This is a genomic window from Flavobacterium sp. (assembly GCF_027482425.1).
Lineage (GTDB): Bacteria > Bacteroidota > Bacteroidia > Flavobacteriales > Flavobacteriaceae > Flavobacterium.
In genome coordinates, this window is the sequence record NZ_JAIXWA010000054.1 from 133279 (window position 1) to 155578 (window position 22300).

Sequence of the window (22300 nt, forward strand, 5' to 3'; positions counted from 1 at the left end):
AAAGAATAATGTACCCCAGTTATTCGTAAACCTTTTTTTACGAATGGAAAATTCCTATGTTAAATCCTTGAAAGCAGCAGTCTTCTTGACGCTACTTCTCGGTCCGCTGTGGCTTAGTGCCCAGCAAAAGTCCAACGACTCTACCCAAGTGAATCAACTGGATGAAGTGTTGGTCAAGGCCGTACGTGTAAACAAAAAAACACCGGTCACCTTCAGTAACCTTACCCAAAAAGACATTGCCAGTCGCAACTTGGGACAGGACATTCCTATTTTGATGAATTATATGCCTTCGGTAGTAACCACCTCCGACGCAGGAAACGGTTTTGGGTACACGGGCATTCGCGTTCGGGGGACCGATGCCACCCGTGTCAATGTAACCATCAACGGGATTCCCTACAATGACTCGGAAAGTCACGGTACCTTCTGGGTAAACATGCCCGATTTTGCCTCGTCCGTTCAAAGTATGCAATTACAACGCGGAGTGGGGACCTCAACCAACGGTGCAGGGGCCTTCGGAGCGAGTTTGAACTTGCTTACTGATTCGTATTCCAAAAAAGGCACGGGAGAAATTGCTAACTCGTTTGGAAGTTTTAATGCCCGCAAGCACACGGTAAAATTTAGCACCGGATTGATGAATGACCGTTTTGAAATTGCAGGACGGCTTTCGCAAATTGCCTCCGACGGCTATGTGGACCGCGCGAGTGCCGACCTGAAGTCGTATTTCTTGCAAGGAACCTATGTCGGCAAAACCACCTTAATTAAAGGATTGGTATTTGGTGGACGCGAACGTACCTATCAGTCTTGGAACGGGATCGATGGTCCTACCATGGCGATAGACCGTACGTTTAACTCGGCCGGAATTTTTACTGACGAATTTGGAAATACCCGTTTTTACGATAATGAAACCGATAATTACCAACAAGATCATGCGCAATTGCATTGGAGTGAGCGCTGGAATGACCGCTGGAGTACCAACGTTGCCTTGCATTACACCAAAGGAAAAGGGTATTTTGAAAATTACAAAGAAGATGCCGATTTTGCCGAGTACGGACTCGCACCGGTGGCGGGACAAACAAGCACAGACCTTATCCGTCAAAAATGGTTAGACAACGATTTTTATGGAACAACCTTTTCAGCCAATTACAAAAAAGAGAAGTTTGACTTGATTCTTGGCGGGGGATGGAATAAATACGAGGGTTTGCATTTCGGGCGGGTGATTTGGGCGCGCTTTGCCTCAACGTCGGAGTTGGGCGATGAGTACTACAACGACTACGGCATCAAAACCGATGGCAATGTATTTGCCAAAGCGACTTATGATGTAACCTCCCAATGGAGTGTTTACGGGGATGTGCAATACCGTCGCGTAAATTACAAAGCCAATGGGGTACAACCGACCTTGGTCGATGATACCTTCAACTTTTTTAATCCCAAAGTAGGGGTGAATTATGCGGTGAACACCAAAAATATTCTTTATTTCTCGTATGCAAGAGCCAACCGCGAACCCAATCGCACCGACTATGAGGAAGGTAATGTACGTCCCGAAAAACTCAACGATTTTGAATTGGGGTGGCGCTACGAAGCGTCCAAAGTGCAATTCAATGCCAACGTGTATTATATGCTCTACCGCGACCAGTTGATTTTAACAGGAGCTCTTGACGATGTGGGGAGTCCGGTGCGTTCCAATAGCGAGCGCAGTTACCGTTTGGGCTTGGAGGTCGATGCCACTATTGCTTTATCGAAGCAGTGGATTTGGAAACCCAATTTTACGATAAGTCAAAACCAAAATATTGATTTAACGAATAATGGTGTAGCAATAGGAAACACGGCCATCGCTTATTCCCCCAATCTTATAGCAGGAAACTTATTGCTGTTTGAACCGGTGAAGAATTTACATCTTACCTGGTTGAGTAAGTTTGTGGGGGAGCAGTTCATGAACAACTTGGAGCGTCCTGAAGCGCGTTTGCCCGATTATTTTGTCAACGATTTTAATGTCTCGTATTCATGGAATCCCAAATCGGTTTTCCGAACGATAACGGTCAACGGATTGGTCAATAATATTTTGGACAAAACCTATGTCTCCAACGGATATATGTGGGATGTGTTTCCGTATTATTATCCGCAGGCGGGACGCAATTTCTTGGTAGGACTCACGATGCAGTTTTAAATAAGCAAAAAGCCGGTGAAAGCCGGCTTTTTTTATTAATTGAAAACAGTGATGATATTTCCGGCGACTTGCACCTGATACAGTTTTAAGCTGTAAGGTTTGTTGGGTGCTTGTCCTGTGAAAAGATTGTAATTCTCCCCTTCGCATTCGCATTGTGCATTGGAACCCGATAACGTTAGACGGGAACAGCTGGAGATGTTTTGGTTGGGACAAGAGCCATCAAACGCATTGTATTGCCCACCGGTGTAAAAAACAATCACCCCATTGGCTGGCCCGTTGACGGGAAACACACGAATGCTATTTCCGGCAAAAAGCAAAGGATTGTAATTAGCCAAATTGGTGTCCAAACTCATGGAAAACGCATAGTTGGGTAAAAACGGATTTTCATTGTTGAATTGCTCTCGAGAGCAACCGGTAAGTAACCCCAGTAAACACAGTAAGTACATCCCTTTTTTCATGGTAAATATTCGTTTTAACTTGATTTTACGCCTACAATTTGCGTATATTTGCGTTCTACAACACAACAAAAATAGGAATTAATTCATCAAAAAAATATATCTTTGGAGGAAGAAATCCCGTCGCGATGGGATTTTTTCTATTTTATGAAACGTTGAAACAACGGCTTTTGATATACTAAAGTAAAAAAATTGATTATGAGTAATGTATCGTATTACACCGCAGAAGGATTAAAGAAATTAAAAGACGAATTGGAATATTTGAAATCCGTAGAGCGCCCGAAAGCTTCACAAGCCATTGCCGAAGCCCGCGATAAAGGCGACTTATCGGAGAATGCCGAATACGATGCGGCGAAAGAAGCCCAAGGGTTATTGGAAATGCGTATTGCCAAAATGGAGGAATTGTATGCCAACGCCCGTTTGATCGATGAATCACAATTGGACGTGTCCAAAGTATTGGTGCTTTCGAAGGTAAAAATAAAAAATCAAGCCAACGGCATGGAGATGAAATACACCTTGGTGGCCGAAAGTGAAGCCGACTTAAAAACGGGTAAGATTTCAGTAACTTCTCCGATTGGGAAAGGATTACTTGGAAAATCAGTAGGCGAGGTAGCGGAAATCACTGTTCCTAACGGTACCTTGAAGTTTGAAATCTTAGAAATCTCGCGCGACTAACTATATGAGTAGTATCTTCACCAAAATTGTAAATGGCGAAATTCCCTGCTATAAAGTAGCCGAAGACGACCGCTACTTGGCGTTTTTGGATGTCAATCCCAATGCCAAAGGACATACCTTGTGTATCCCCAAACAGGAAATCAACAAGCTGTTTGATATGGAAGAAGAACACTACCTCGGACTCATGCAGTTTTCCCGTAAGGTAGCCAAAGCCTTGGAACAAACCGTGGAATGCAAACGCATCGGTGTGGCGGTGGTTGGACTCGAAGTTCCCCACGTGCACGTGCATCTCATACCGCTGCAAGACATGGACGATATGCGCTTTCAACGCAAAACGAGTCTCACCTCCGAAGAATTTTCGGCATTGGCACAAAATATCGCAGAAAAAGTATAAAGGAAAACCATCGGAAACGGTGGTTTTTTTAATGAGACAATAAGACAATGTGTCAATTTGAAGATTTGAAAATGTCCGTTCAATCGAAGTCAATGCTGCACTCTTAAACCTTTCCACTTTTACACTAAACTAACTTTGTGAAACCTTGTGCTCCAAAATTTTTAAACATTAAGAAATAAAGAACACTTACCAAACCGCATAAAATTAAGGGTATTAAGTCGGCCAAGGGCCGCGTCTTTGCCTACTTAAATCGTTGCGAACTTTACGACTACTTTGTGACTTTGCGGTAAAAATTAGAAGAGAGAAGCAAGAGAAAAGAAATGCTTCATTTATAAAAGGTACGTACTACACTTTTAAACTTCTATTTGAAAATGAGGTAATTTGAAAATTTAAAAATGATCTTTCAAACGTAATTACTGCTACACTATTAAACCCTTTCCACTTTTACACTGAAATTCCAATAAATAAATCCCTCCCGAAGTTCGAGAGCCAACGTCTAACGACTAAATTCTAACGTCTACTTACCAGTCACCCCTTCCCAATGCGACTGAAAACTATATCTACGACCTCGGGGTAAAGTACACTATAAAAAAATTCTTGTTATATCTATTCAAATCTTTCTAGAGCATCCATTTCATTCGTACACAAAAAAATGTCTTCAAATAAAGTATTAGCATCCACATCCATCCAAGTTAATAAATCAACAATATGCTGAAAATGGAGGCGGGCATAATTTGCACTAATCGTAGTAGTTGGACCAAAACAAATGGGTTCATGATGTGCGACTCGGTTTCGCAACGAATTAATTTGATTTAATTTTTGATAAATCACCTTTTGATTTAATTTATGGGGACGCTTAGGAAAAATGCTCAATAAGATATTACCACCTGCTTGGTATTGCTTGCCTGCAAAAAGAAATACCCAGACACCAAAGCTTAATTCAGCTACTAACTTGTCATGAGTATATTGCTTGCCCAACTTGTTATAGGCTGCTTGAATTTTTACCAATGACTTTTCACATCCTTTTTGAGTCAAGAAACCACCGTTATGAATGGCGTTAACTAACCATTCGTCGGCTCCATTTTGATCAAAAAAAGTGATTTTATAACATTGGTCAATTTTATATCTTAGTACCACTTCAAAAATACTAAGCACCCCCAAAAAAGATTGGGATAATCGAATATTTGCCTTATAAAGTTGTTGCGTTTGGGATGTTGAAGCCTTGCATGATTGCCAATAACGGGCTAAACGAGGCGCAGATATTAAAGTTTCAAATTGATCATAATGCATTGTAATTCGGCTTGTAATGTTAAATTATGGCGTATAGCTATTGATTTTCAAATATATAAATTATCTTTGAATTGTTATTCCCCGTTTGGCGCTGCTCTGCATCCATCGGGGTTTTTGTTTTTCATGGGCTAACCCTTCGCGGCTTAGTGCCTTTGTGGCAAAGAAAAAAGAAGAACGTGATTCATAAACGGCTCACAATACACTTTTAAACCCATTCCACTTTTCCACTAAACACTTTTGTGCAACTTTGTGCCTTTGTGCTCCAAAATTTTTAAACATTAAGAAATTAAGGTTATACACATAGCCGATAATGATTAAGAAAAATTAAGTCGGCCAAGGGCCGCGTCTTTACCTACTTAAATCGTTGCGAACTTTGCGACTACTTTGTGACTTTGCGGTAAAAATTAGAATAGAGAAGCAAGAGAAAAGTAATGCTTCATTCATAAACGGCTCACAATACACTTTTAAACCCTTTCCACGTTTACACTGAAATTCCAATAAATAAATCCCTCCCAAGTTCGAGGACCAACGTCTAACGACCACTAATCACTAATCATTAATCACTCTAAAGTCTAACGTCCAACATCTACCAACCATTCCCCCTTTGGGGGTTAGGGGGCCACCCCATACACCACCTGCATTGTCGTGCCTTTGCCGATTTCGGAATGTAGCACCCGAATTTTTCCTTTGTGGTAATCTTCCACGATGCGTTTGGTCAATGAAAGTCCCAAGCCCCAGCCCCGTTTTTTGGTGGTAAAGCCGGGTTCAAAAACCTTGCGAAACTGATTTTTCGGAATCCCTTTGCCGTTATCGGTAACGTTGATTTTGTAGTGCGTACCGTCGTTTTCAATGGCCACCTCCAAAGTGCCTCTGCCCCGCATCGCGTCGATCGCATTTTTCATGAGGTTCTCGATGGTCCAACTGTGGAGCGCGGGATTAATAGCAACCCATAGCGGCCCCTCGGGAGCGGTAAAAGTGAATTGAACTTGATTCGAAAATCGCGCTTGTAAATAATCAAACGACGCACGAGTTTCCGCCACCAAGTCCAAGGTTTCCAGTACCGGTTCTGATCCCACTTTCGAAAACCGATCCGTAATCACTTGCAATCGCACAATGTCCTTTTCAATTTCCATAAGCGTCGATTCGGTCACCGTGCCCTCCGCTTTCAAGTACTCGAGCCAACCAATCAACGACGACAAGGGCGTGCCAATTTGATGCGCCGTCTCCTTCGCCATCCCCGCCCACAATTTGTTTTGCGTAGCCATCTTGGTACTGCGGTAAAAGTTGTACACCACCGCGGCAAACAAGAAAATAATCAATAACAAAGCCGCCGGATAGTATTTCAACTTGTTCAGCAAATCCGAGTCGCCGTAATAGAGGTACTGAAACTTCCCTGGAACGTATTCCATTTTGATAGGGTCGTTTTGCGACTTCAAATTTTCCAACATCGCCTGCATTTGCAGTGGGTTCTTTTCTAGCGCCGGGTCAATGTTGATGTGGTTCACAATTTTCCCCTCTTGCGTGACGATGATGGGGATGTGCGCGTTCTGAATGATTTCAAACGGCAACGTGATATCAGCATCAATATCGGCATTGGCCAACGTTTTTTGCGCCAGCGCCCACTGCTGCATCTTCACCCGTTCCTCCTCCTTAAATATCTGAAAAAAGGCATAGGTATTCCACAAAATCAGGGACACAATCACAAACGACGTGGCAATAATTATCCATCGGGTCACCGCGCGACGATCAGAAAACTGCATGCAAGGATTTTTTTCTAAAAATAACTATTTTTTTCATTGTGGCGCGTCCCCGAATGCAATTCCTTGCCCAACGCCAGAAACCGCACGGTCGGGGTCGGGCGCTTCACGGTACGCGGTACCTTGTTTCGATCCCTCGCGCGGCCCCTGCTTCTCAGCACCGTGTGCGAAATTTGGTTATCTTTGCTTCAAACGTTTACCCATGCTTACTTTAGACCCAAAAACGCTTACTCCGGTACAAATTCAAGGCTATTTGCAAGGGGCTATCGGTCCCCGACCCATCGCCTTTGCCAGTACCGTCGATGCCCAAGGGAATCCCAATTTGTCGCCCTTTAGCTTTTTTAATTTGTTCAGTGCCAATCCCCCCATACTGGTATTTTCTCCCGCCCGACGCGTTCGCGATAACACCATTAAACACACCTTGATCAACTGCCAAGACACCCGCGAAGTGGTGATCAATGTGGTCAATTACGCTATGGTGCAACAAATGTCGCTTTCGAGTACCGAATACCCCGACGGCGTCAACGAGTTTGTGAAAGCCGGCTTTACCGCTGTGCCCTCGCAGGTGGTCAAACCCTATCGCGTGCAGGAGAGTCCGGTGCAATTGGAATGTAAAGTCAATGAAATTATTGCCCTAGGTACCGAAGGCGGTGCGGGGAATTTAATCATTTGCGAAGTCGTCAAAATTCATATCAACGAAGCGGTCTTGGATGCCAAAGGCACCATCGATCCCGAAAAGATTGACTTGGTGGCTCGCTTGGGAGGCAATTGGTATTCGCGGGCCAATGCAGGCTTGTTTGAAGTTGAAAAACCCTTGGCGACGCTGGGGATAGGGGTCGATGCCATTCCTTCCTTTGTGCGTGAAAGCGCCGTCTTTGATGGGAATGATTTGGGCAAATTAGGAAATGTCGAAGCCTTGCCTACCGAAGCGGAAATTGCTATATTTGTGAAAGAGAATTTGCCGGTAAAAGCCGCATTAAGCTCCGCCGATGAGGAGCAAGTGCACCTCAAAGCCAAAGCTTTTCTCGATGCCGGAGCGGTTGACGCCGCATGGAAAACCCTCTTGGCGCCACGAGTACACTAAATTTATGTATTATTAATTCAACAACGATTATGGAAGTTTCAGGAAGAGTAAAAGTGATTAATGCCGTTCAGCAGGTGAGCCCCACTTTCCGAAAAAGAGAATTGGTCGTCACGACCGAAGAGCAGTATCCTCAACACATTATGGTGGAGTTTACGCAAGACAAGTGTGATTTATTAGACAGTTATCAAGTAGGAGAACCCGTCAAGGTTTCCATCAACTTACGCGGTCGCGAGTGGGTGAGTCCCCAAGGCGAAACCAAATATTTTAATTCGATTCAAGGATGGCGTATCGAACGTGTTGCCGCAGAAGCGCCTGCACAAGGCGGTCAACCCATGGCGCAAGCCGCTCCTGCGATGCCCGCCGCACCCGCTTTTGAACCCGCGACGAGTTTCAACGAAGAAGAACACGACGATTTGCCGTTCTAATTTGTTGTTTCAGGCCTGCCTGCCGTAGGTAGGTTTAAAGTTGGAACCGGTAACTATCAGGCTTAAAATCAATCCAATTCCAAATTCTATTGTGTAGGCGCTAGGGTTTGGAATTTGTTATATTAGTCGTTAGACATTAGACATTAGTCGTTAGTCATTAGTGACTAGCCCCGAAACTTCGGGGGTGATTAGCCCCCTAGCCCCCAAAGGGGGAATAGTGATTGGTCCTGAAACTTCTGGGTGATTAGTTCCGACAATTAATTCAACATTTAAAATAATCCATCGTGCATTTCCTCACCAAAACCCTTTATTTCCCGCCGGTAACCGAAGCTTCGGTTGAGGGGTTGTTGGCGGTGGGAGGGGATTTGTCGCTGCCGCGATTGCAATTGGCGTACCGTTCGGGGATTTTTCCTTGGTATGATGCCGACGAACCCCTATTGTGGTGGGCGCCGCCCCAGCGGATGGTCGTGCATCCAGCCACGTATAAGCCGTCGAAAAGTTTGCGCAATTTACGCAACCGCGGGGTGTTTACCGTAACGCGTAATACCAACTTCAAAGCCGTGATTACCCATTGTCAGCGTACGCCACGGCGGGGACAAACGGGCACCTGGATTTCCCGCGACATTATTCGTGCGTATACGCAATGGCACGAACTTGGGGAAGTTGTATCGTATGAAGTGTGGCAAGGCGACCGTTTGGTAGGCGGGTTGTATGGCGTCGACCTCGGCCATGTATTTTGTGGCGAAAGTATGTTTTCACTCGTACCCAATGCGAGTAAAATGGCGTTTTTGCAACTCATCGAGGACCTGAAAGCGCAAAACTATGTGCTGCTCGATTGCCAAGTGCACAACGACCATTTGGAAAAACTAGGCGCGTTTGAAATCTCCCGGGACGCGTTTATGCAGATTTTACATAAGGTTGATTTGTCAGAACTGGAAAGTGACTAGTGACTAGTGATTAGTCGTTGGACATTAGTCTGGGTTGTGTTTGAACAACAATCTTCAAATTTTCAAATCATCAAATTGACTCATTGGCACATTGAAAGTCGTTAGTTAAAACCCCCATTTATAATTTATAATGCAACATTTAAAATAACTCCAAAGAGGGTCTTTTTTCTTGCTTCTTTCTTCTTTCCTCCCATTTTCCAATCAAAGCTTTCCTCCCCCTTCCTTCCGCGTCCAGCAGTCCTGTAGGTGGTCGTTGACGATGCCGGTAGCTTGGAGGTGGGCGTAGACTACAGTGGGGCCCACAAAGGTGAAGCCGCGTTTTTTGAGGTCCTTGCTGATCGTGTCGGCGAGGGGCGTGGCGGCGGGAATGTCGCGTAGCGTGGCAGGGGCGTTATCGATGGGTTGGTGGTTGGTGAAGCCCCAAAGGTAGTTGCAGAAAGTGCCAAATTCGTTCTGTACCCTTTGGTAGGCCTGGGCGTTAGTGACTGCGGCGCGTATTTTTAATTGGTTGCGAATTAGACCCGCATTTTGCATCAATTCTTGGATTTTGGCCTCGTCGTACTGGCTAATTTTTTCATAGTCAAAGTGGTCAAAGGCGACCTGAAAGTGCTCGCGCTTGGCCAACACCGTGTACCAACTCAAGCCCGATTGAAAGGTTTCCAAAAGGAGGAATTCAAACATGGTTCGGTCATCCCGCACCGGGCGCCCCCATTCATTATCGTGATAGGCGCGGTACAAGTCGTCTTTCTCGCACCAACCGCATCGGAGTTTACTGTCCATCTTTTTTCAAATAGGCGTTGATAAGCGAATGGCCTACATAAATCAGCGGTGTCAGCAAAATGGCAATCCCCAATTTGACCGAATAACCCGTCAAAGCCGAGAGCACAAAGGTGTCGGTGTCCATTTTGCCGGGGAGCCAAAACGCAATGCCCAATACGATAAAGCTGTCAAACAACTGCGAAATGACCGTTGATCCTGTGCTGCGCAACCAAATCATACGGTTGCCGGTTCGGTTTTTGACAAAATGAAAAATCGTTACGTCGATCAGCTGTGAGACCAAAAAGGCGGTGATACTGCCCACAATAATCAGCATGCTTTGTCCAAAGACCGCGGTAAATTGAGCGTCGGTGATGAGGCCTTCGCCTTTTACGGCCGGAATCTGGAGTCCGATATACAACAACACAAACGTATACCCGATTAAGGAAGCGGTGAGCAAGGAGAGTTTACGTACGCCTTTTTCCCCAAAATACTCATTGATGAGGTCGGTGGTCACAAATACAATGGGCCACGGGAGAATGCCCAAACTCATCACGGCTTGTCCAACCTCAATGAGTTTGCCTCCAATGAGTTCGGCCACCAAAGCATTGGTGATAAAAATACCGGCGAGGACGATATATACGAAGTCTTTACGGGATTGAAACATTTATTCTATGGTGTTAAGAAGTTCAGGGAGTAAGAGTTTGTTTTTACGGAATTTGGTATAGTCGTACTGGCGCTGGAGTAGCCCTTGCGAATGAATTTTGTGTTGGTTTTTCCCAAAACCTACTAAAAGAAAGGCTGAGTTGGGTTGAAACATCTTTATTGCCACAGAAAGCGTCGCGGGGAATTGTTCTATCAGCGTTTTTGGCGCTTGAAATTCCCCATAAATGTGATTTATCTTCAGGGGTTTGGGCGAAAGCAATGGCGCCGATTACCCACAAAAGGCGAATAAGTAATTTCACGAGGTATTTTTTTGGTTCTGAACAAATATAGGTAAAAATCGGAGCCACAATAGGGAGCTTTGCCTGATAAATTAGTGCCGCTTCTTTAAAGGAATCGCATCGGTTTTTTTATATTTGGCTAAAATGAGATTCATGAAAAAAATAGTAGGATTACTTTTGATCACCTTGCCCATGTTTACGAGTGAAGCACAATCAACCACCAATATGCTTTTGCATCCTTGGAAGGGGAACTACGGTGGGGTTCCCGCGTTTGGCACCTATGCCTTGACCGATTTTAAACCGGCGGTAACCGCTGCGATAGCCGAACGGTTGCGTGAGGTCGATGCGATAGCGCAACAAAAAGCGCCCGCGACGTTTGCCAATACGATTGCCGCTTTGGAGCGCACGGGGAAAACCTATCAGCGGGTGCGTGCTGTGTTTGAATTGTACAGTGCCAATTTGAACACGCCTGAATTTGAGGCTATCGAATTGGAAATGGCGCCTAAGTTCTCGGAGATGAGCAGTGCCATTTATCAAAATGCGGCGTTATTTACCCGAATTGCTGCCGTTCACAATGGGAAGGAAATGGAAAAATTAACGGCTGAACAAAAGCGATTGGTGCAAACCTATTATGCCCAATTTGTAAAAGAAGGTGCGTTGGCCAATGCGCAAAGTAAGCAGCGTATTGCGGAAATCAACAAAGCCTTGGCCGGATACTTTACGCAATTCAGTCAAAACCAGTTGGCCGATGAGAACAACCAGTACTTGCTGTTGGAAACCGAAGCTGACTTTGCGGGGTTGCCCCAAGAATTGGCCGATGCGGCGCGTCAGGAGGCCAAAGAGCGGCAGTTGAAGGCGTTGGGGTGTATTGCCAACACGCGGTCGTCGATTGAGCCGTTTCTTACCTTTTCGTCGCAGCGGGCGTTGCGGGAAAAAGCTTTTCATTTGTTTGTGAACCGCGGCGATAATGCCAATGCTCATAATAATAATGCTACGGTAGTTCAAATTTTGAAGTTGCGGGCCGAGAAGGCGAAGTTGTTGGGGTTTCCTACGTTTGCGCATTGGAGTTTGTCGAATACGATGGCGAAGCAGCCCCAGCGGACCTTGGATTTGATGCTTTCGGTATGGGAGCCTGCTTTGTTGAAAGTGCAAGAAGATGTCAAGGCGATGCAGCAGTTGATTGCGGCGGAAGGCGGCACCTTTGCGTTGGAACCCTGGGATTACCGCTATTATGCCGAGAAAGTGCGCAAGGAAAAATATGCGGTTGACGCCAATGAAATCAAACCCTATATGCAGTTGGAACCGTTGCGGGAGGGCATGTTTTGGGTGGCAGAAACGATTTTTGATTTGACGTTTACGCCGGTAACCGATGTATCGGTGTTTCATCCCGATGTGCGGGTGTGGGAGGTGCGCAAAAAATCAACCGGTAAGGTTGTGGGCTTGTGGTATTTTGACCCGTATGCACGCAAAGGGAAGCGTTCGGGGGCTTGGATGACGGCCTATCGCGATCAGAGTCGTTTTGACGGTGAGGTGTTGACGTTGGTGTCTAATAACTGTAATTTTATCAAAGGCAAGCCTGGAGAGCCTGTGTTGATTTCGTGGGATGATGCCAATACCTTGTTTCACGAGTTTGGGCATGCGTTGCACGGGTTGTGTTCGGAGGTGAATTATCCGTTGTTGTCGGGAACGAATACGCCGCGGGATTATGTCGAGTTCCCGTCCCAGATCTTGGAGCGTTGGTTATCGACGCCTGAGGTGTTAAATCGTTTTGCGTTGCATTACCAAACGGGGGCGCCGATGCCGATGGCGTTGGTAGCGCGTTTGGCGGCGGCGGCGACGTTTAACGAAGGTTTTTCGACGGTAGAGACCTTGTCGAGTGCGTTGGTGGACATGCAGTTGCATTTGTTGGAGAATCCGGAGATTGATCCGAAGACCTTTGAGGCGGAGGCGTTGAAAGCGTTACGGATGCCGCAGGAGATTGTGATGCGCCATCGTATTCCGCAGTTTGGTCATATTTTCTCGGGTGATGATTATGCGGCGGGGTATTATGGGTATTTGTGGGCCGATGTGATCAGTGCCGATGCTACGGAGGCGTTTACGGTGGATGGCAAAGGCTTGTATGATCGGGAGGTGGCGCAGCGTTTGTTGGACTATGTCTTTAAAGTGGGGAACACGTTGGACCCCGAGGAAGCCTATCCGAAATTTAGAGGAAAAAAAGCGAGTACAGCGGCCTTGATGCGGGCGCGGAATTTTCCGGTGAAGTAAGGTGTTGTGCCCCGTTGGCTAGTTATGCAGTACGGCGGGGTTTCTTTTTAGCCCCGGTAGCCCCGGTATCCCCCGACCCTTCGGGGATAAAGGCGAAAACGGGAGGGGTGTGGTACCAGGCAGGGGCGCGATGCTCCTCAAATAAAAAAACCCGATACGGTAAGCATCGGGTTTTGTATTTTGGGTGAATTAGTAATTAACCTAAAGCGGCTCTTTTGAATCCGGTTACGGTAAGACCAGCGTCAACTGATTTTACGTAAGCGCTGACACTCATGGAGCTGTCTTTGATATAATCTTGGTTGACCAAGGTATTGTCTTTGAAGAAACGGTTTAATTTCCCTTTGGCAATGTTATCAAGCATCGCTTCGGGTTTTCCTTCTGCACGCAATTGGTCTTTTGCGATTTCGATTTCTTTGGCAATGGTATCGGCATCAACGCCGTCTTCATTCAACGCGATAGGATTCATTGCTGCGGCTTGCATGGCTACGTTACGCGCGGCTTCATCAGCACCCGCTACGTTAGCAGACAAGGCTACAAGGGTAGCGATTTTGTTTCCAGCGTGGATGTATGAATTTACGAAGGCTCCGTGTAAACGCTCGAAAGAACCGATTTCGATTTTCTCGCCGATAACTCCGGTTTGTTCGATTAATTTTTCGGCTACGGTGATGCCGTGGAAATCGGCTGCTAGCAAGTCTTCTTTCGTTTCGAAGTTCAACGCTAAGGCTGCCAATTCTTGAGCCAATTTCACAAATCCTTCATTTTTCCCTACGAAGTCGGTTTCACAGTTCAAGGAGATGATTGCTCCTGAAGTACTGTCTGCATTTACGGCAGCGATAACAGCTCCTTCGGTAGATTCACGGTCCGAACGGTTAGCGGCTACTTTTTGCCCTTTTTTACGTAGGATTTCAATTGCTTTGTCAAAATCACCTTCGGCTTCTACCAAGGCTTTTTTACAGTCCATCATACCGGCACCGGTCATGGTTCTTAGTTTGTTTACGTCAGACGCAGTAATAGTTGACATTTCTTTTTTTATTTTTTGATTAAAAAATTCGGTTAAAAATCAAATTCCAATTTCGGGATTCCAAACTCCGGGTTACTAAAAACCGTAGGAATTTGGCATCCTTCCATTGGAATTTAGTGTTTTATTTATTCTTCAGCAGCAGCTTCAGTAGTGTCAGCAACCTCAGGAGCGGCTACTGCTTCAACTGTTTCTTCTACTTCAGGAGCATCATCGGCTTCTTTTTCGTTGGTACGGTTGGACAATCCGTCTTGAACGGCAGCCGTAACGAGTGAAAGAATTTTTTCGATGGATTTAGAAGCATCATCATTGGCGGGGATTACGTAATCTGCCTGACGAGGGTCAGAGTTGGTATCCACCATTGCAAATACTGGAATGTTTAATTTGTGTGCTTCTTTCACCGCGATGTGCTCGGCTTTGATATCTACTACGAACAAGGCTGCAGGCAGTCTTGACATATCGGCGATAGAACCTAAGTTCTTCTCCAATTTAGCACGAAGACGATCGATTTGTAATTTTTCTTTTTTCGACAAGGTGTTGAAGGTGCCGTCTTTCTTCATACGATCGATAGTGGCCATTTTTTTCACGGCTTTACGAATCGTTACGAAGTTGGTTAACATACCTCCAGGCCATCTTTCGGTGATGTAGGGCATGTTGACTGCGGCTGCTTTTTCAGCTACGATGTCTTTGGCTTGTTTTTTGGTAGCTACGAATAAGATTTTTCTACCAGAGGCAGCGATTTTTTTCAAAGCTTCGTTGGCTTCTTCAATTTTGGCTGCGGTTTTGTACAAGTTAATAATGTGGATCCCATTGCGCTCCATGTAGATGTATGGCGCCATGTTGGGGTCCCACTTGCGGGTCATGTGTCCGAAGTGAACACCGGCCTCTAATAATTCTTTAACGTCTATTTTATTTGCCATCTTTTTACTAGTTTACGTTCCGTTGATTAGCAATTATCGGGCTTTTGAGGGCTTTTTGGGATAATTTAGATGCTAAACTAACTTCCTTTGACGAAAAGGAATAACGGCAACAGATTAATTTCAAACTTAAGGGTAGGAAAAACGGATTAACGTTTCGAGAATTGGAATCTCTTACGTGCTTTTTTCTGACCGAATTTCTTACGTTCTACCATACGTGGATCACGGGTAAGTAATCCTTCTGGTTTTAGGATCGCTCTGTTCTCAGCTTCCACTTCGCACATTGCACGGGCAATTGCCATACGAACGGCTTCAGCTTGACCCGTTGAACCGCCACCGTATACGTTAATTTTAACGTCGAAGTTGGAAGCGTTGTCTGTCATGGCTAAAGGTTGTAATACTTTGTATTGCAACGTAGCTGTGGGGAAGTAGTTTTCGAACTCTCTTTTGTTTACTGTGATTTTACCTGTTCCTTCTGAAACGTAAACACGTGCCACAGCGGTCTTTCTACGACCAATTTTGTGAATTGTTCCCATTACTTCAAATCGTTTAAGTTAACGGTTTTTGGTGTTTGAGCCGCATGTTTGTGCTCAGCGCCAACGTATACATTCAAATTGCGGAATAATTGCGCCCCTAATTTGTTTTTAGGCAACATTCCTTTGATAGCTTTCTCTACCATGATCGCAGGATTCTTACGATACATTTCTTTGGCAGATAAGCTTCTTTGACCACCTGGATAACCGGTATGGCGGATATAGGTTTTATCCTCCATCTTGTTACCAGTCAGGTTGATTTTTTCAGCGTTGATAACAATAACGTTATCACCACAATCAACGTGCGGGGTATAACTTGGTTTGTATTTACCTCTCAAAAGCATCGCTACTTTTGAAGCTAAACGACCTAAGTTATGACCTTCAGCGTCCACAACAATCCACTGCTTGTCTGCAGTAGCCTTGTTGGCTGAAACTGTCTTGTAGCTTAATGTGTTCACAGTACTTATTTTAAATTAAACATTCCTTTCCCTCCCCGAGGCTTCGGGATAAGGGAGTGCAAAAGTACAATTTATTCTTTTATATCCAAACCTCCTTTTTATTTATTTTATTGATTCCTAAAATTTTGGGGATGAGCGGGCTATCTTGGTGGGATGTGCGTTTACGAGAAACGGGAGGCAATTTATTTGTCGGGAAAAGCAGCATTTCATTTTTCGTCTTTTTAAATTTGTTAAATTTACGCTCGTCAAAGTCCATTGCTATGAAATCAAAAGCTACGTTAAAACAAATTGCCAAAGAACTGGGCGTATCGGTATCTACCGTGTCCAAAGCCTTGAATGACAGTCCCGAAATCAGCGAACCCACCAAACAACGGGTGCAGGAATATGCCAAGTTGAAAAACTACAAGCCGAATGCGATTGGGTTGAATTTGAAAAACCGTTCGACCAAAACCATTGGGGTGATTATTCCGAATATTTTGAATTCTTTTTTCGCCAAAGTGTTTACGGGCATCGAGAAAGTAGCCGATGAAAAGGGGTACAAGGTGATGACCTATATCTCGAACGAGTCGCTCGAAAAAGAGGTAGCTGCGGTGGAAATGCTCAGTAATGGCGCCATTGACGGATTTATTTTATCGATTTGTGAAGAAGCGCAGAAATTGCAGCAGTTTGATCATTTTAAGCAAATCCTCAATGAGGGGACACCTATCGTAATGTTTGATCGTATTGCGGATGAAGTGCATTGTGATAAAGTGATTGTCGATGATTTTGATTCGGCGGTTCATGCGACCAATCATTTGATAAAAACGGGGAATAAATCGATTGCTTTGTTTTCGGCTATTGATAATTTGAGTGTAGCTAAGTTGCGGGCGGAAGGGTTTCGAAAAGCGATGGCGGATGCGGGGCTTACGATCGATCCCCAGTATGTCATTTTATCCAATTCGGAAGAAGGTTTTGATCAAAAGGCCGCAGGTTTTTTTGATAAACATCAAGTAGATGCTGTTTTTGCGGTCGATGAACATGCTTCGGTAACAGCCATGAAAATGGCCGTAAAAAAAGGACTCCGCATTCCCGAAGAATTGGCGGTTATTGGTTTTGCCGATGGCGTATGGTCCCGTCGATTAACGCCGAGCTTATCTACAGTGAGTCAGCACGGACCCGAGATTGGGGAAGTGGCAACGCGCCTGTTGATTGAGCGCTTAGAACATAAAGGGGAACCCTACAATCCCCGAACCACGGTTATTGCTACCGAATTGCGGCAACGCGAATCCGTTAAACGATTGGCCTAATGTGGCGGTGGTTTTTTTTGGGTTTGTGGATACCGCTTTTGGGGTTGGCGCAACCCACTCCCGATGTGTTTGACTTGGCCCGCAAGGGTTCGGAGGCGGAAGTGCGCGCTGTATTAGCAACCCAACCGCGTGCCTTTGATTGCGTTAGTCCCGCGGGATTCACGCCTTTAATCCTTGCTTGTTACAAAGGCAATACTCCTATAGTAAAGGTGCTGTTGGAAGCGGGAGTAGCTGTTAATTATACATCCGATCAGGGAACGGCATTAATGGCGGCGGTGGTGCGGGGTAATGCCACGGTTGTCGGTTGGCTTTTGGACTATAAAGCCGATCCCAATTTGACCGATGTGCAAGGCAATACGGCCTTACATTTTGCCGTTCAGTTCAAAAACATCGCGATTATCCAACAACTTTTGACGTATGGAGCGCACCGCGAGGCCAAAGATGGCAAGGGCATGACCCCTTTTGAATATGCCGTGCAATCGGGCGATGAAGCGATTATTGCTTTGTTGAAGGGGTAAGGGGGTTGGAAGCCATTTTATGACCATTTTTTTTGATACGGTTCACTGCATACTACATACTGTTCAATGCCCCCTACTAATGCGCTTCCAGCCAATTTGCGCCAAAGCCCATTTCAACATCAAGCGGAACGGCCATAGGGAAGGCATGTTCCATTTCGTGTTTGATCATTTTTTGAATGGCTTCTAGTTCAGTGCGATGTACATCAAACACCAATTCGTCATGCACTTGCAACAACATTTTGGACTGCCAATTTTCGGTGGTTAGTTTTCGGTGAATATTGATCATCGCAATTTTAATGATATCGGCCGCCGACCCTTGAATGGGGGCGTTTACGGCATTGCGTTCAGCAGCACCTCGTACTACGGCATTGGCCGAATTGATGTCCTTTAGATAGCGTCGACGACCCGAAATTGTCTCTACATAGCCGTTTTCCCGTGCAAAATCGACTTGGTTTTGCATATACGATTTCAACTTTGGGTAGGTTTGGTAATAGGCCTCAATCAAGGCAGCACTTTCGCTCCGCGAGAGACTCGTTTGATTGGATAGTCCGAAGGCAGACACGCCATAGATAATGCCGAAATTGACAGTTTTGGCATTGCTGCGTTGTTCTTTGGTAACCTCCTCAAGGGCGATTTGAAATACTTTGGCGGCGGTACTGCGGTGAATGTCCTCTTTGTTTTGAAAGGCTTTAATCATGTTTTCTTCGCCACTCAATGCAGCTATAATCCGTAATTCGATTTGGGAATAGTCGGCAGAAAGCAAAACATAATCGTCGTTTTTTGCCACAAAGGCTTTGCGAATTTGACGGCCCCGTTCGGTACGTATCGGAATGTTTTGCAGGTTGGGATTGTTTGAACTCAATCGTCCGGTACTGGCTACCGTTTGCATATAATCGGTATGCACACGTTGGGTTTTGGCATCGACTTGTAGCGGCAAAGCTTCGACATACGTACTTTGCAATTTGACCAATTGGCGCCATTCTAAAATATCGCGAACAATTTGGTGTTCGTTGGCTAGATAACTCAAGACTTCTTCTCCAGTAGCGTATTGTCCGGTTTTGGTTTTCTTTTGTTTTTGTCCGCCAATTTTCATTTTATCAAACAAAATATCGCCCAATTGTTTTGGGGATGCCAAATTGAATTTAGTGCCTGCGGAGGCATATATTTTTTGTTCCAAGGCTTGAATTTCAAGTGCCATATCGGCCGACATCGATTGCAGGTAGGGGACATCCAAGCGAATGCCTTCCCGTTCCATATCGGCTAAAACGTGCACTAAGGGAATTTCAATTTCGTCAAAGAGTTTTTTGGTTCCCACACGTTCGAGTATGGGTTGAAAATGCGTTTTGAGTTGCCAAGTCACATCGGCATCCTCGCCGGCGTATTCTTTGATGGCCTCAAGCGGAACGTCGCGCATGGACTGTTGGTTTTTGCCTTTTTTCCCAATCAAGGTTTCAATAGACTGCGGGGCATACTGTAAATACGTTTCGCTCAAAATATCCATATTGTGGCGCATGTCGGGATTGATGAGGTAATGCGCAATCATCGTGTCAAAAAGCGGTCCACGTACAGCAATTCCATAATTGGCCAATACTTTTAAATCGTATTTTAGGTTTTGACCAATTTTTTCAATGGCTTCATTTTCAAAAAAGGGACGGAGTTGGGTAGCGATTTTTTGGGCTTCCTCAGGGTTTTCGGGAACGGGAACGTAGTAGGCTTTTCCTTTTTCCCAGGAAAATGAAATTCCAACCAATTCGGCATTCTTTGCATCAATTCCGGTAGTCTCGGTATCAAAACAGACTGCGGTTTGTTTCAATAAATTCTGCAACAACAATTGCATTGGGAAGTCGCCTTGCACGATTTGATACAGATGCGGTGTCGTTTGCAAGGTGGCATACGTTGTGGATGTTTGGGATGTTTCTTCATCATTATCTGCAAACCCAAACAAGTCCATTTGATTTTCGGGGGTTCTCTTTGGCGTCGGTTTTTTGGCAGCAACCGTTTCCGGAGCAGCATTGCTTGTGTCAATAGCGTCGTATTCATTTCCTTGTCCAAAAAGCTTATCAAACTGCGCTTTCATTTGGCGAAACTCCAATTCCTGAAACAAGGCATCGGTTTTTTCAACATCGGGGCGACTCAATTCAAAGGCTTTTTCGTCAAATTCGACAGGACAATCCAATAAGATGGTCGCCAATTTTTTGGAGAGCAGCCCTTGTTCTTTGTGGGCTTCGATTTTGTCTTTTAAAGCGCCTTTTAATTGATCGGTATTGGCCAACAGATTTTCCATAGAACCAAATTCAGCCAATAGTTTTTTCGCTGTTTTTTCACCCACTCCGGGAAGTCCGGGAATGTTGTCGACTGCATCGCCCATCATACCGAGGAAGTCAATCACTTGCAGCGGGTCGTTGATTTCAAATTTTTGTTTGACTTCTTCCACCCCCCAGATTTCAATATCGTTCCCCATTCGGGCAGGTCGGTACATAAATATATTTTCCGAAACCAATTGCCCAAAGTCTTTATCGGGAGTTACCATATATACTTTGTAGCCTTTCTTCTCGGCTTTTTTTGCTAACGTACCGATTAAGTCGTCGGCTTCAAAACCTGCTTTTTCGATGATCGGAATGTGCATGGCCTCGAGTAAAGCCTGAATGAAGGGCACTGCAATTTTAATAGCTTCAGGCGTTTCATCGCGGTTGGCCTTGTATTCGGTAAACATTTCCAAACGGTAATCACTGCCCCCTTTGTCGAAAGCCACTGCCAAATGATCGGGTTTTTCCCGTTTGATCACATCCATTAAGGAGTTCATAAAACCCATAATGGCTGAGGTATCCATACCTTTGGAGTTGATGCGTGGATTTTTAATAAAGGCATAATAGCCCCGAAAAATAAGGGCGTAGGCATCGAGGAGGAATAAACGTTTTTGTTCCATAATAACACATTTAGACCCATTCTTGTTGGATTAGAGCGGGTCTCCAAATGTAAGGATTCAAGTTGAAATCTAAGGCGGAAGGTTGAAATTTCCCATTTACTTATTGTTGATACAAATGTTCAACAAAGTGGAGGCAACAGGGGTTAAAATTTCCTTAAATTTAACGCGGACTTGTACTGACCTACAATACCTTTGCGCTTTAAAATCGTATATGACATTTCGATTGTTTATTCTTTTGGTACTGCTAACGCTTGTTGAAGTGTATGCCTTTCAAGCGGTTCGAACGGTAACCAAAACCAAATGGGTGCAATGGACTTACCTGGCGGTGTCGTTGGGGACCTTGTTTTTTGTGTTTTATCAATTCACCAAATTTGATCGAAAAGTGGGACAAACGCCCATGACCATGTTGACCATTGGGCTATTGTTGTTGGTATTGGTTCCCAAATTGATCATGGTTTTGGTGCTTTTAGCCGAAGATATGTTTCGCCTTGTATTGGGGGCTAAAAATTTCTTTGTGCAATACGATGCCGAAAAATCGTATATTCCTGCCCGCCGCAAGTTTGTAAGTCAATTGGCTATCGGGTTGGCAGCGGTCCCTTTTTTATCCTTGATGTATGGCATGACCAAAGGCAAATACAATTTTAAAGTGCGCAAAGAAACCTTGTATTTTGACGATTTGCCCGACGATTTCGACGGATTTACCTTTACGCAAATTTCTGACATCCATAGCGGAAGTTTTGACGATCCTGAGAAAATTGCCCATGCTATCGAGATGATTAATGCGCAAGAGTCGGATATGCTTTTGTTTACGGGTGATATTGTAAATACGCATGCCACTGAGATGCACCCTTGGATCGATTTGTTTTCGAAGATTAAATCCCACTCCTACGGGAAATATTCGGTATTGGGGAATCATGACTATGGTGAATATATCGAGTGGAATACCGCAGCTGAAAAGGAGCAAAATTTTAATGATATCATTGATTTGCACCGTCAAATTGATTTTAAACTCCTCCGCAATGAGCATGTAAAAATTCAAAAAGGCGCTTCGGCACTCGCTTTGGTTGGGGTTGAAAATTGGGGGGTGAAGTTCAAAAAAGCAGGGGATTTAGCCAAGGCTGCAGCGGGATTGGACCCCAATGCGTTTAAAATTTTAATGAGTCACGATCCAAGTCATTGGGAAGTGGAAGTTAAATCGCATCCCGAGTTATACCATTTAACCTTGTCGGGGCATACACACGGCTTGCAATTTGGTATTGAAATTCCGGGCTTTATCAAATGGTCTCCCGTACAGTATGTATATAAACAATGGGCGGGATTGTATGAACATACGGGGCGCTATTTGTATGTAAATCGCGGTTTCGGGTTTCATGCGTACCCTGGGCGCGTAGGAATTATGCCTGAAATCACAGTGCTTACACTAAAAAAAGGTCGTCCTGTCGCATAATTTGTTAAAAATAGTACCTTTGTATCCTAATTTTTCTTTAC

At 44.8% G+C, this 22300-nt stretch carries 21 protein-coding genes; 10 read left to right on the forward strand and 11 right to left on the reverse strand.

Translation table 11 applies throughout. The features are described from left to right. Positions 1-43: 43 nt before the first annotated feature. Complete coding sequence (locus Q0037_RS07915; protein ID WP_297517097.1) at positions 44-2164, forward strand: TonB-dependent receptor; 2121 nt, start codon at positions 44-46, stop codon at positions 2162-2164. 35 nt (positions 2165-2199) lie between these two features. Here Q0037_RS07915 and Q0037_RS07920 read toward each other — a convergent pair whose 3' ends face one another. After that, positions 2200-2622 (reverse strand): hypothetical protein, encoded by a 423-nt coding sequence (locus tag Q0037_RS07920; RefSeq protein WP_297517098.1) that lies wholly within the window; start codon positions 2620-2622, stop codon positions 2200-2202. 195 nt (positions 2623-2817) lie between these two features. On the opposite strand from Q0037_RS07920, the gene greA reads away from it, so the two are divergent. Together greA and Q0037_RS07930 are read left to right on the forward strand one after the other, a co-directional pair. Beyond that, positions 2818-3294 (forward strand): transcription elongation factor GreA, encoded by a 477-nt coding sequence (greA, locus tag Q0037_RS07925; RefSeq protein ID WP_297517099.1) that lies wholly within the window; start codon positions 2818-2820, stop codon positions 3292-3294. Positions 3295-3298: 4 nt separating this feature from the next. Continuing rightward, complete coding sequence (locus Q0037_RS07930; protein ID WP_297517100.1) at positions 3299-3688, forward strand: HIT family protein; 390 nt, start codon at positions 3299-3301, stop codon at positions 3686-3688. A 606-nt stretch (positions 3689-4294) separates the two neighbouring features. On the opposite strand, the gene Q0037_RS07935 is transcribed toward Q0037_RS07930, so the two are convergent. Both Q0037_RS07935 and Q0037_RS07940 read right to left on the reverse strand, forming a co-directional pair. Next, complete coding sequence (locus Q0037_RS07935; protein ID WP_297517101.1) at positions 4295-4978, reverse strand: Abi family protein; 684 nt, start codon at positions 4976-4978, stop codon at positions 4295-4297. A 611-nt stretch (positions 4979-5589) separates the two neighbouring features. Next, positions 5590-6738 (reverse strand): PAS domain-containing sensor histidine kinase, encoded by a 1149-nt coding sequence (locus Q0037_RS07940; protein ID WP_297517102.1) that lies wholly within the window; start codon positions 6736-6738, stop codon positions 5590-5592. A 199-nt stretch (positions 6739-6937) separates the two neighbouring features. Here Q0037_RS07940 and Q0037_RS07945 point away from each other — a divergent pair, with 199 nt between their 5' ends. The 3 genes from Q0037_RS07945 to aat all read left to right on the forward strand — a co-directional run bounded on the left by Q0037_RS07945 (position 6938) and on the right by aat (position 9191). Next, positions 6938-7819, forward strand: a complete 882-nt coding sequence (locus Q0037_RS07945; protein ID WP_297517103.1) for a flavin reductase family protein — start codon at positions 6938-6940, stop codon at positions 7817-7819. Positions 7820-7848: 29 nt separating this feature from the next. Then, on the forward strand, positions 7849-8244 hold the full coding sequence (locus tag Q0037_RS07950) for a DUF3127 domain-containing protein (protein ID WP_297517104.1): 396 nt from the start codon (positions 7849-7851) through the stop codon (positions 8242-8244). 284 nt (positions 8245-8528) lie between these two features. Next, positions 8529-9191, forward strand: coding sequence for a leucyl/phenylalanyl-tRNA--protein transferase (gene aat, locus Q0037_RS07955; protein ID WP_297517105.1), 663 nt, complete (start codon positions 8529-8531; stop codon positions 9189-9191). A 201-nt stretch (positions 9192-9392) separates the two neighbouring features. Here the strand turns inward: aat and Q0037_RS07960 are convergent, their stop codons facing one another. From Q0037_RS07960 to Q0037_RS07970, 3 genes are read right to left on the reverse strand one after another with little or no spacing between them, the layout of a single operon-like run. After that, complete coding sequence (locus tag Q0037_RS07960; protein WP_297517106.1) at positions 9393-9971, reverse strand: DNA-3-methyladenine glycosylase I; 579 nt, start codon at positions 9969-9971, stop codon at positions 9393-9395. Continuing rightward, a complete protein-coding gene (locus tag Q0037_RS07965) occupies positions 9961-10614 on the reverse strand; it encodes a queuosine precursor transporter (protein WP_297517107.1) in 654 nt (217 codons plus the stop codon). Before Q0037_RS07965 ends, Q0037_RS07960 begins: the two co-directional genes overlap by 11 nt. Positions 10615-10657: 43 nt before the next feature. Further along, complete coding sequence (locus Q0037_RS07970) at positions 10658-10912, reverse strand: hypothetical protein (RefSeq protein ID WP_297517108.1); 255 nt, start codon at positions 10910-10912, stop codon at positions 10658-10660. A gap of 132 nt (positions 10913-11044) precedes the next feature. Here Q0037_RS07970 and Q0037_RS07975 point away from each other — a divergent pair, with 132 nt between their 5' ends. After that, positions 11045-13156 carry a M3 family metallopeptidase gene (locus tag Q0037_RS07975; protein WP_297517109.1) on the forward strand — a complete coding sequence of 704 codons (2112 nt, stop codon included), beginning with the start codon at positions 11045-11047 and terminating at the stop codon, positions 13154-13156. A gap of 196 nt (positions 13157-13352) precedes the next feature. Here the strand turns inward: Q0037_RS07975 and tsf are convergent, their stop codons facing one another. From tsf to rplM, 4 genes are all read right to left on the reverse strand, one after another. Beyond that, positions 13353-14177 (reverse strand): translation elongation factor Ts, encoded by an 825-nt coding sequence (gene tsf, locus Q0037_RS07980; RefSeq protein ID WP_297517110.1) that lies wholly within the window; start codon positions 14175-14177, stop codon positions 13353-13355. Between the two features lie 125 nt (positions 14178-14302). Next, positions 14303-15094, reverse strand: coding sequence for a 30S ribosomal protein S2 (gene rpsB / locus Q0037_RS07985; protein WP_297517111.1), 792 nt, complete (start codon positions 15092-15094; stop codon positions 14303-14305). Positions 15095-15240: 146 nt separating this feature from the next. Then, entirely contained in the window at positions 15241-15627 is a 387-nt protein-coding gene (gene rpsI, locus Q0037_RS07990; RefSeq protein WP_073363499.1) for a 30S ribosomal protein S9, read from the reverse strand. Beyond that, positions 15627-16082: a 50S ribosomal protein L13 gene (gene rplM, locus Q0037_RS07995; protein WP_073363497.1), complete on the reverse strand. Its 456-nt coding sequence runs from the start codon at positions 16080-16082 to the stop codon at positions 15627-15629. The genes rpsI and rplM overlap by 1 nt, the downstream gene beginning before the upstream one ends. A gap of 260 nt (positions 16083-16342) precedes the next feature. Between rplM and Q0037_RS08000 the strand changes: the two genes are divergently transcribed. After that, positions 16343-17368: a LacI family DNA-binding transcriptional regulator gene (locus tag Q0037_RS08000; protein ID WP_297517112.1), complete on the forward strand. Its 1026-nt coding sequence runs from the start codon at positions 16343-16345 to the stop codon at positions 17366-17368. Beyond that, on the forward strand, positions 17368-17886 hold the full coding sequence (locus tag Q0037_RS08005) for an ankyrin repeat domain-containing protein (RefSeq protein ID WP_297517113.1): 519 nt from the start codon (positions 17368-17370) through the stop codon (positions 17884-17886). The genes Q0037_RS08000 and Q0037_RS08005 overlap by 1 nt, the downstream gene beginning before the upstream one ends. A gap of 76 nt (positions 17887-17962) precedes the next feature. On the opposite strand, the gene polA is transcribed toward Q0037_RS08005, so the two are convergent. Continuing rightward, the gene (gene polA, locus Q0037_RS08010) at positions 17963-20815 is read right to left on the reverse strand and encodes a DNA polymerase I (protein WP_297517141.1); all 2853 of its coding nucleotides are present in this window, start codon (positions 20813-20815) and stop codon (positions 17963-17965) included. Positions 20816-21023: 208 nt separating this feature from the next. Here polA and Q0037_RS08015 point away from each other — a divergent pair, with 208 nt between their 5' ends. Continuing rightward, positions 21024-22259, forward strand: a complete 1236-nt coding sequence (locus Q0037_RS08015; RefSeq protein WP_297517114.1) for a metallophosphoesterase — start codon at positions 21024-21026, stop codon at positions 22257-22259. The last annotated feature ends 41 nt before the right edge of the window (positions 22260-22300 follow it).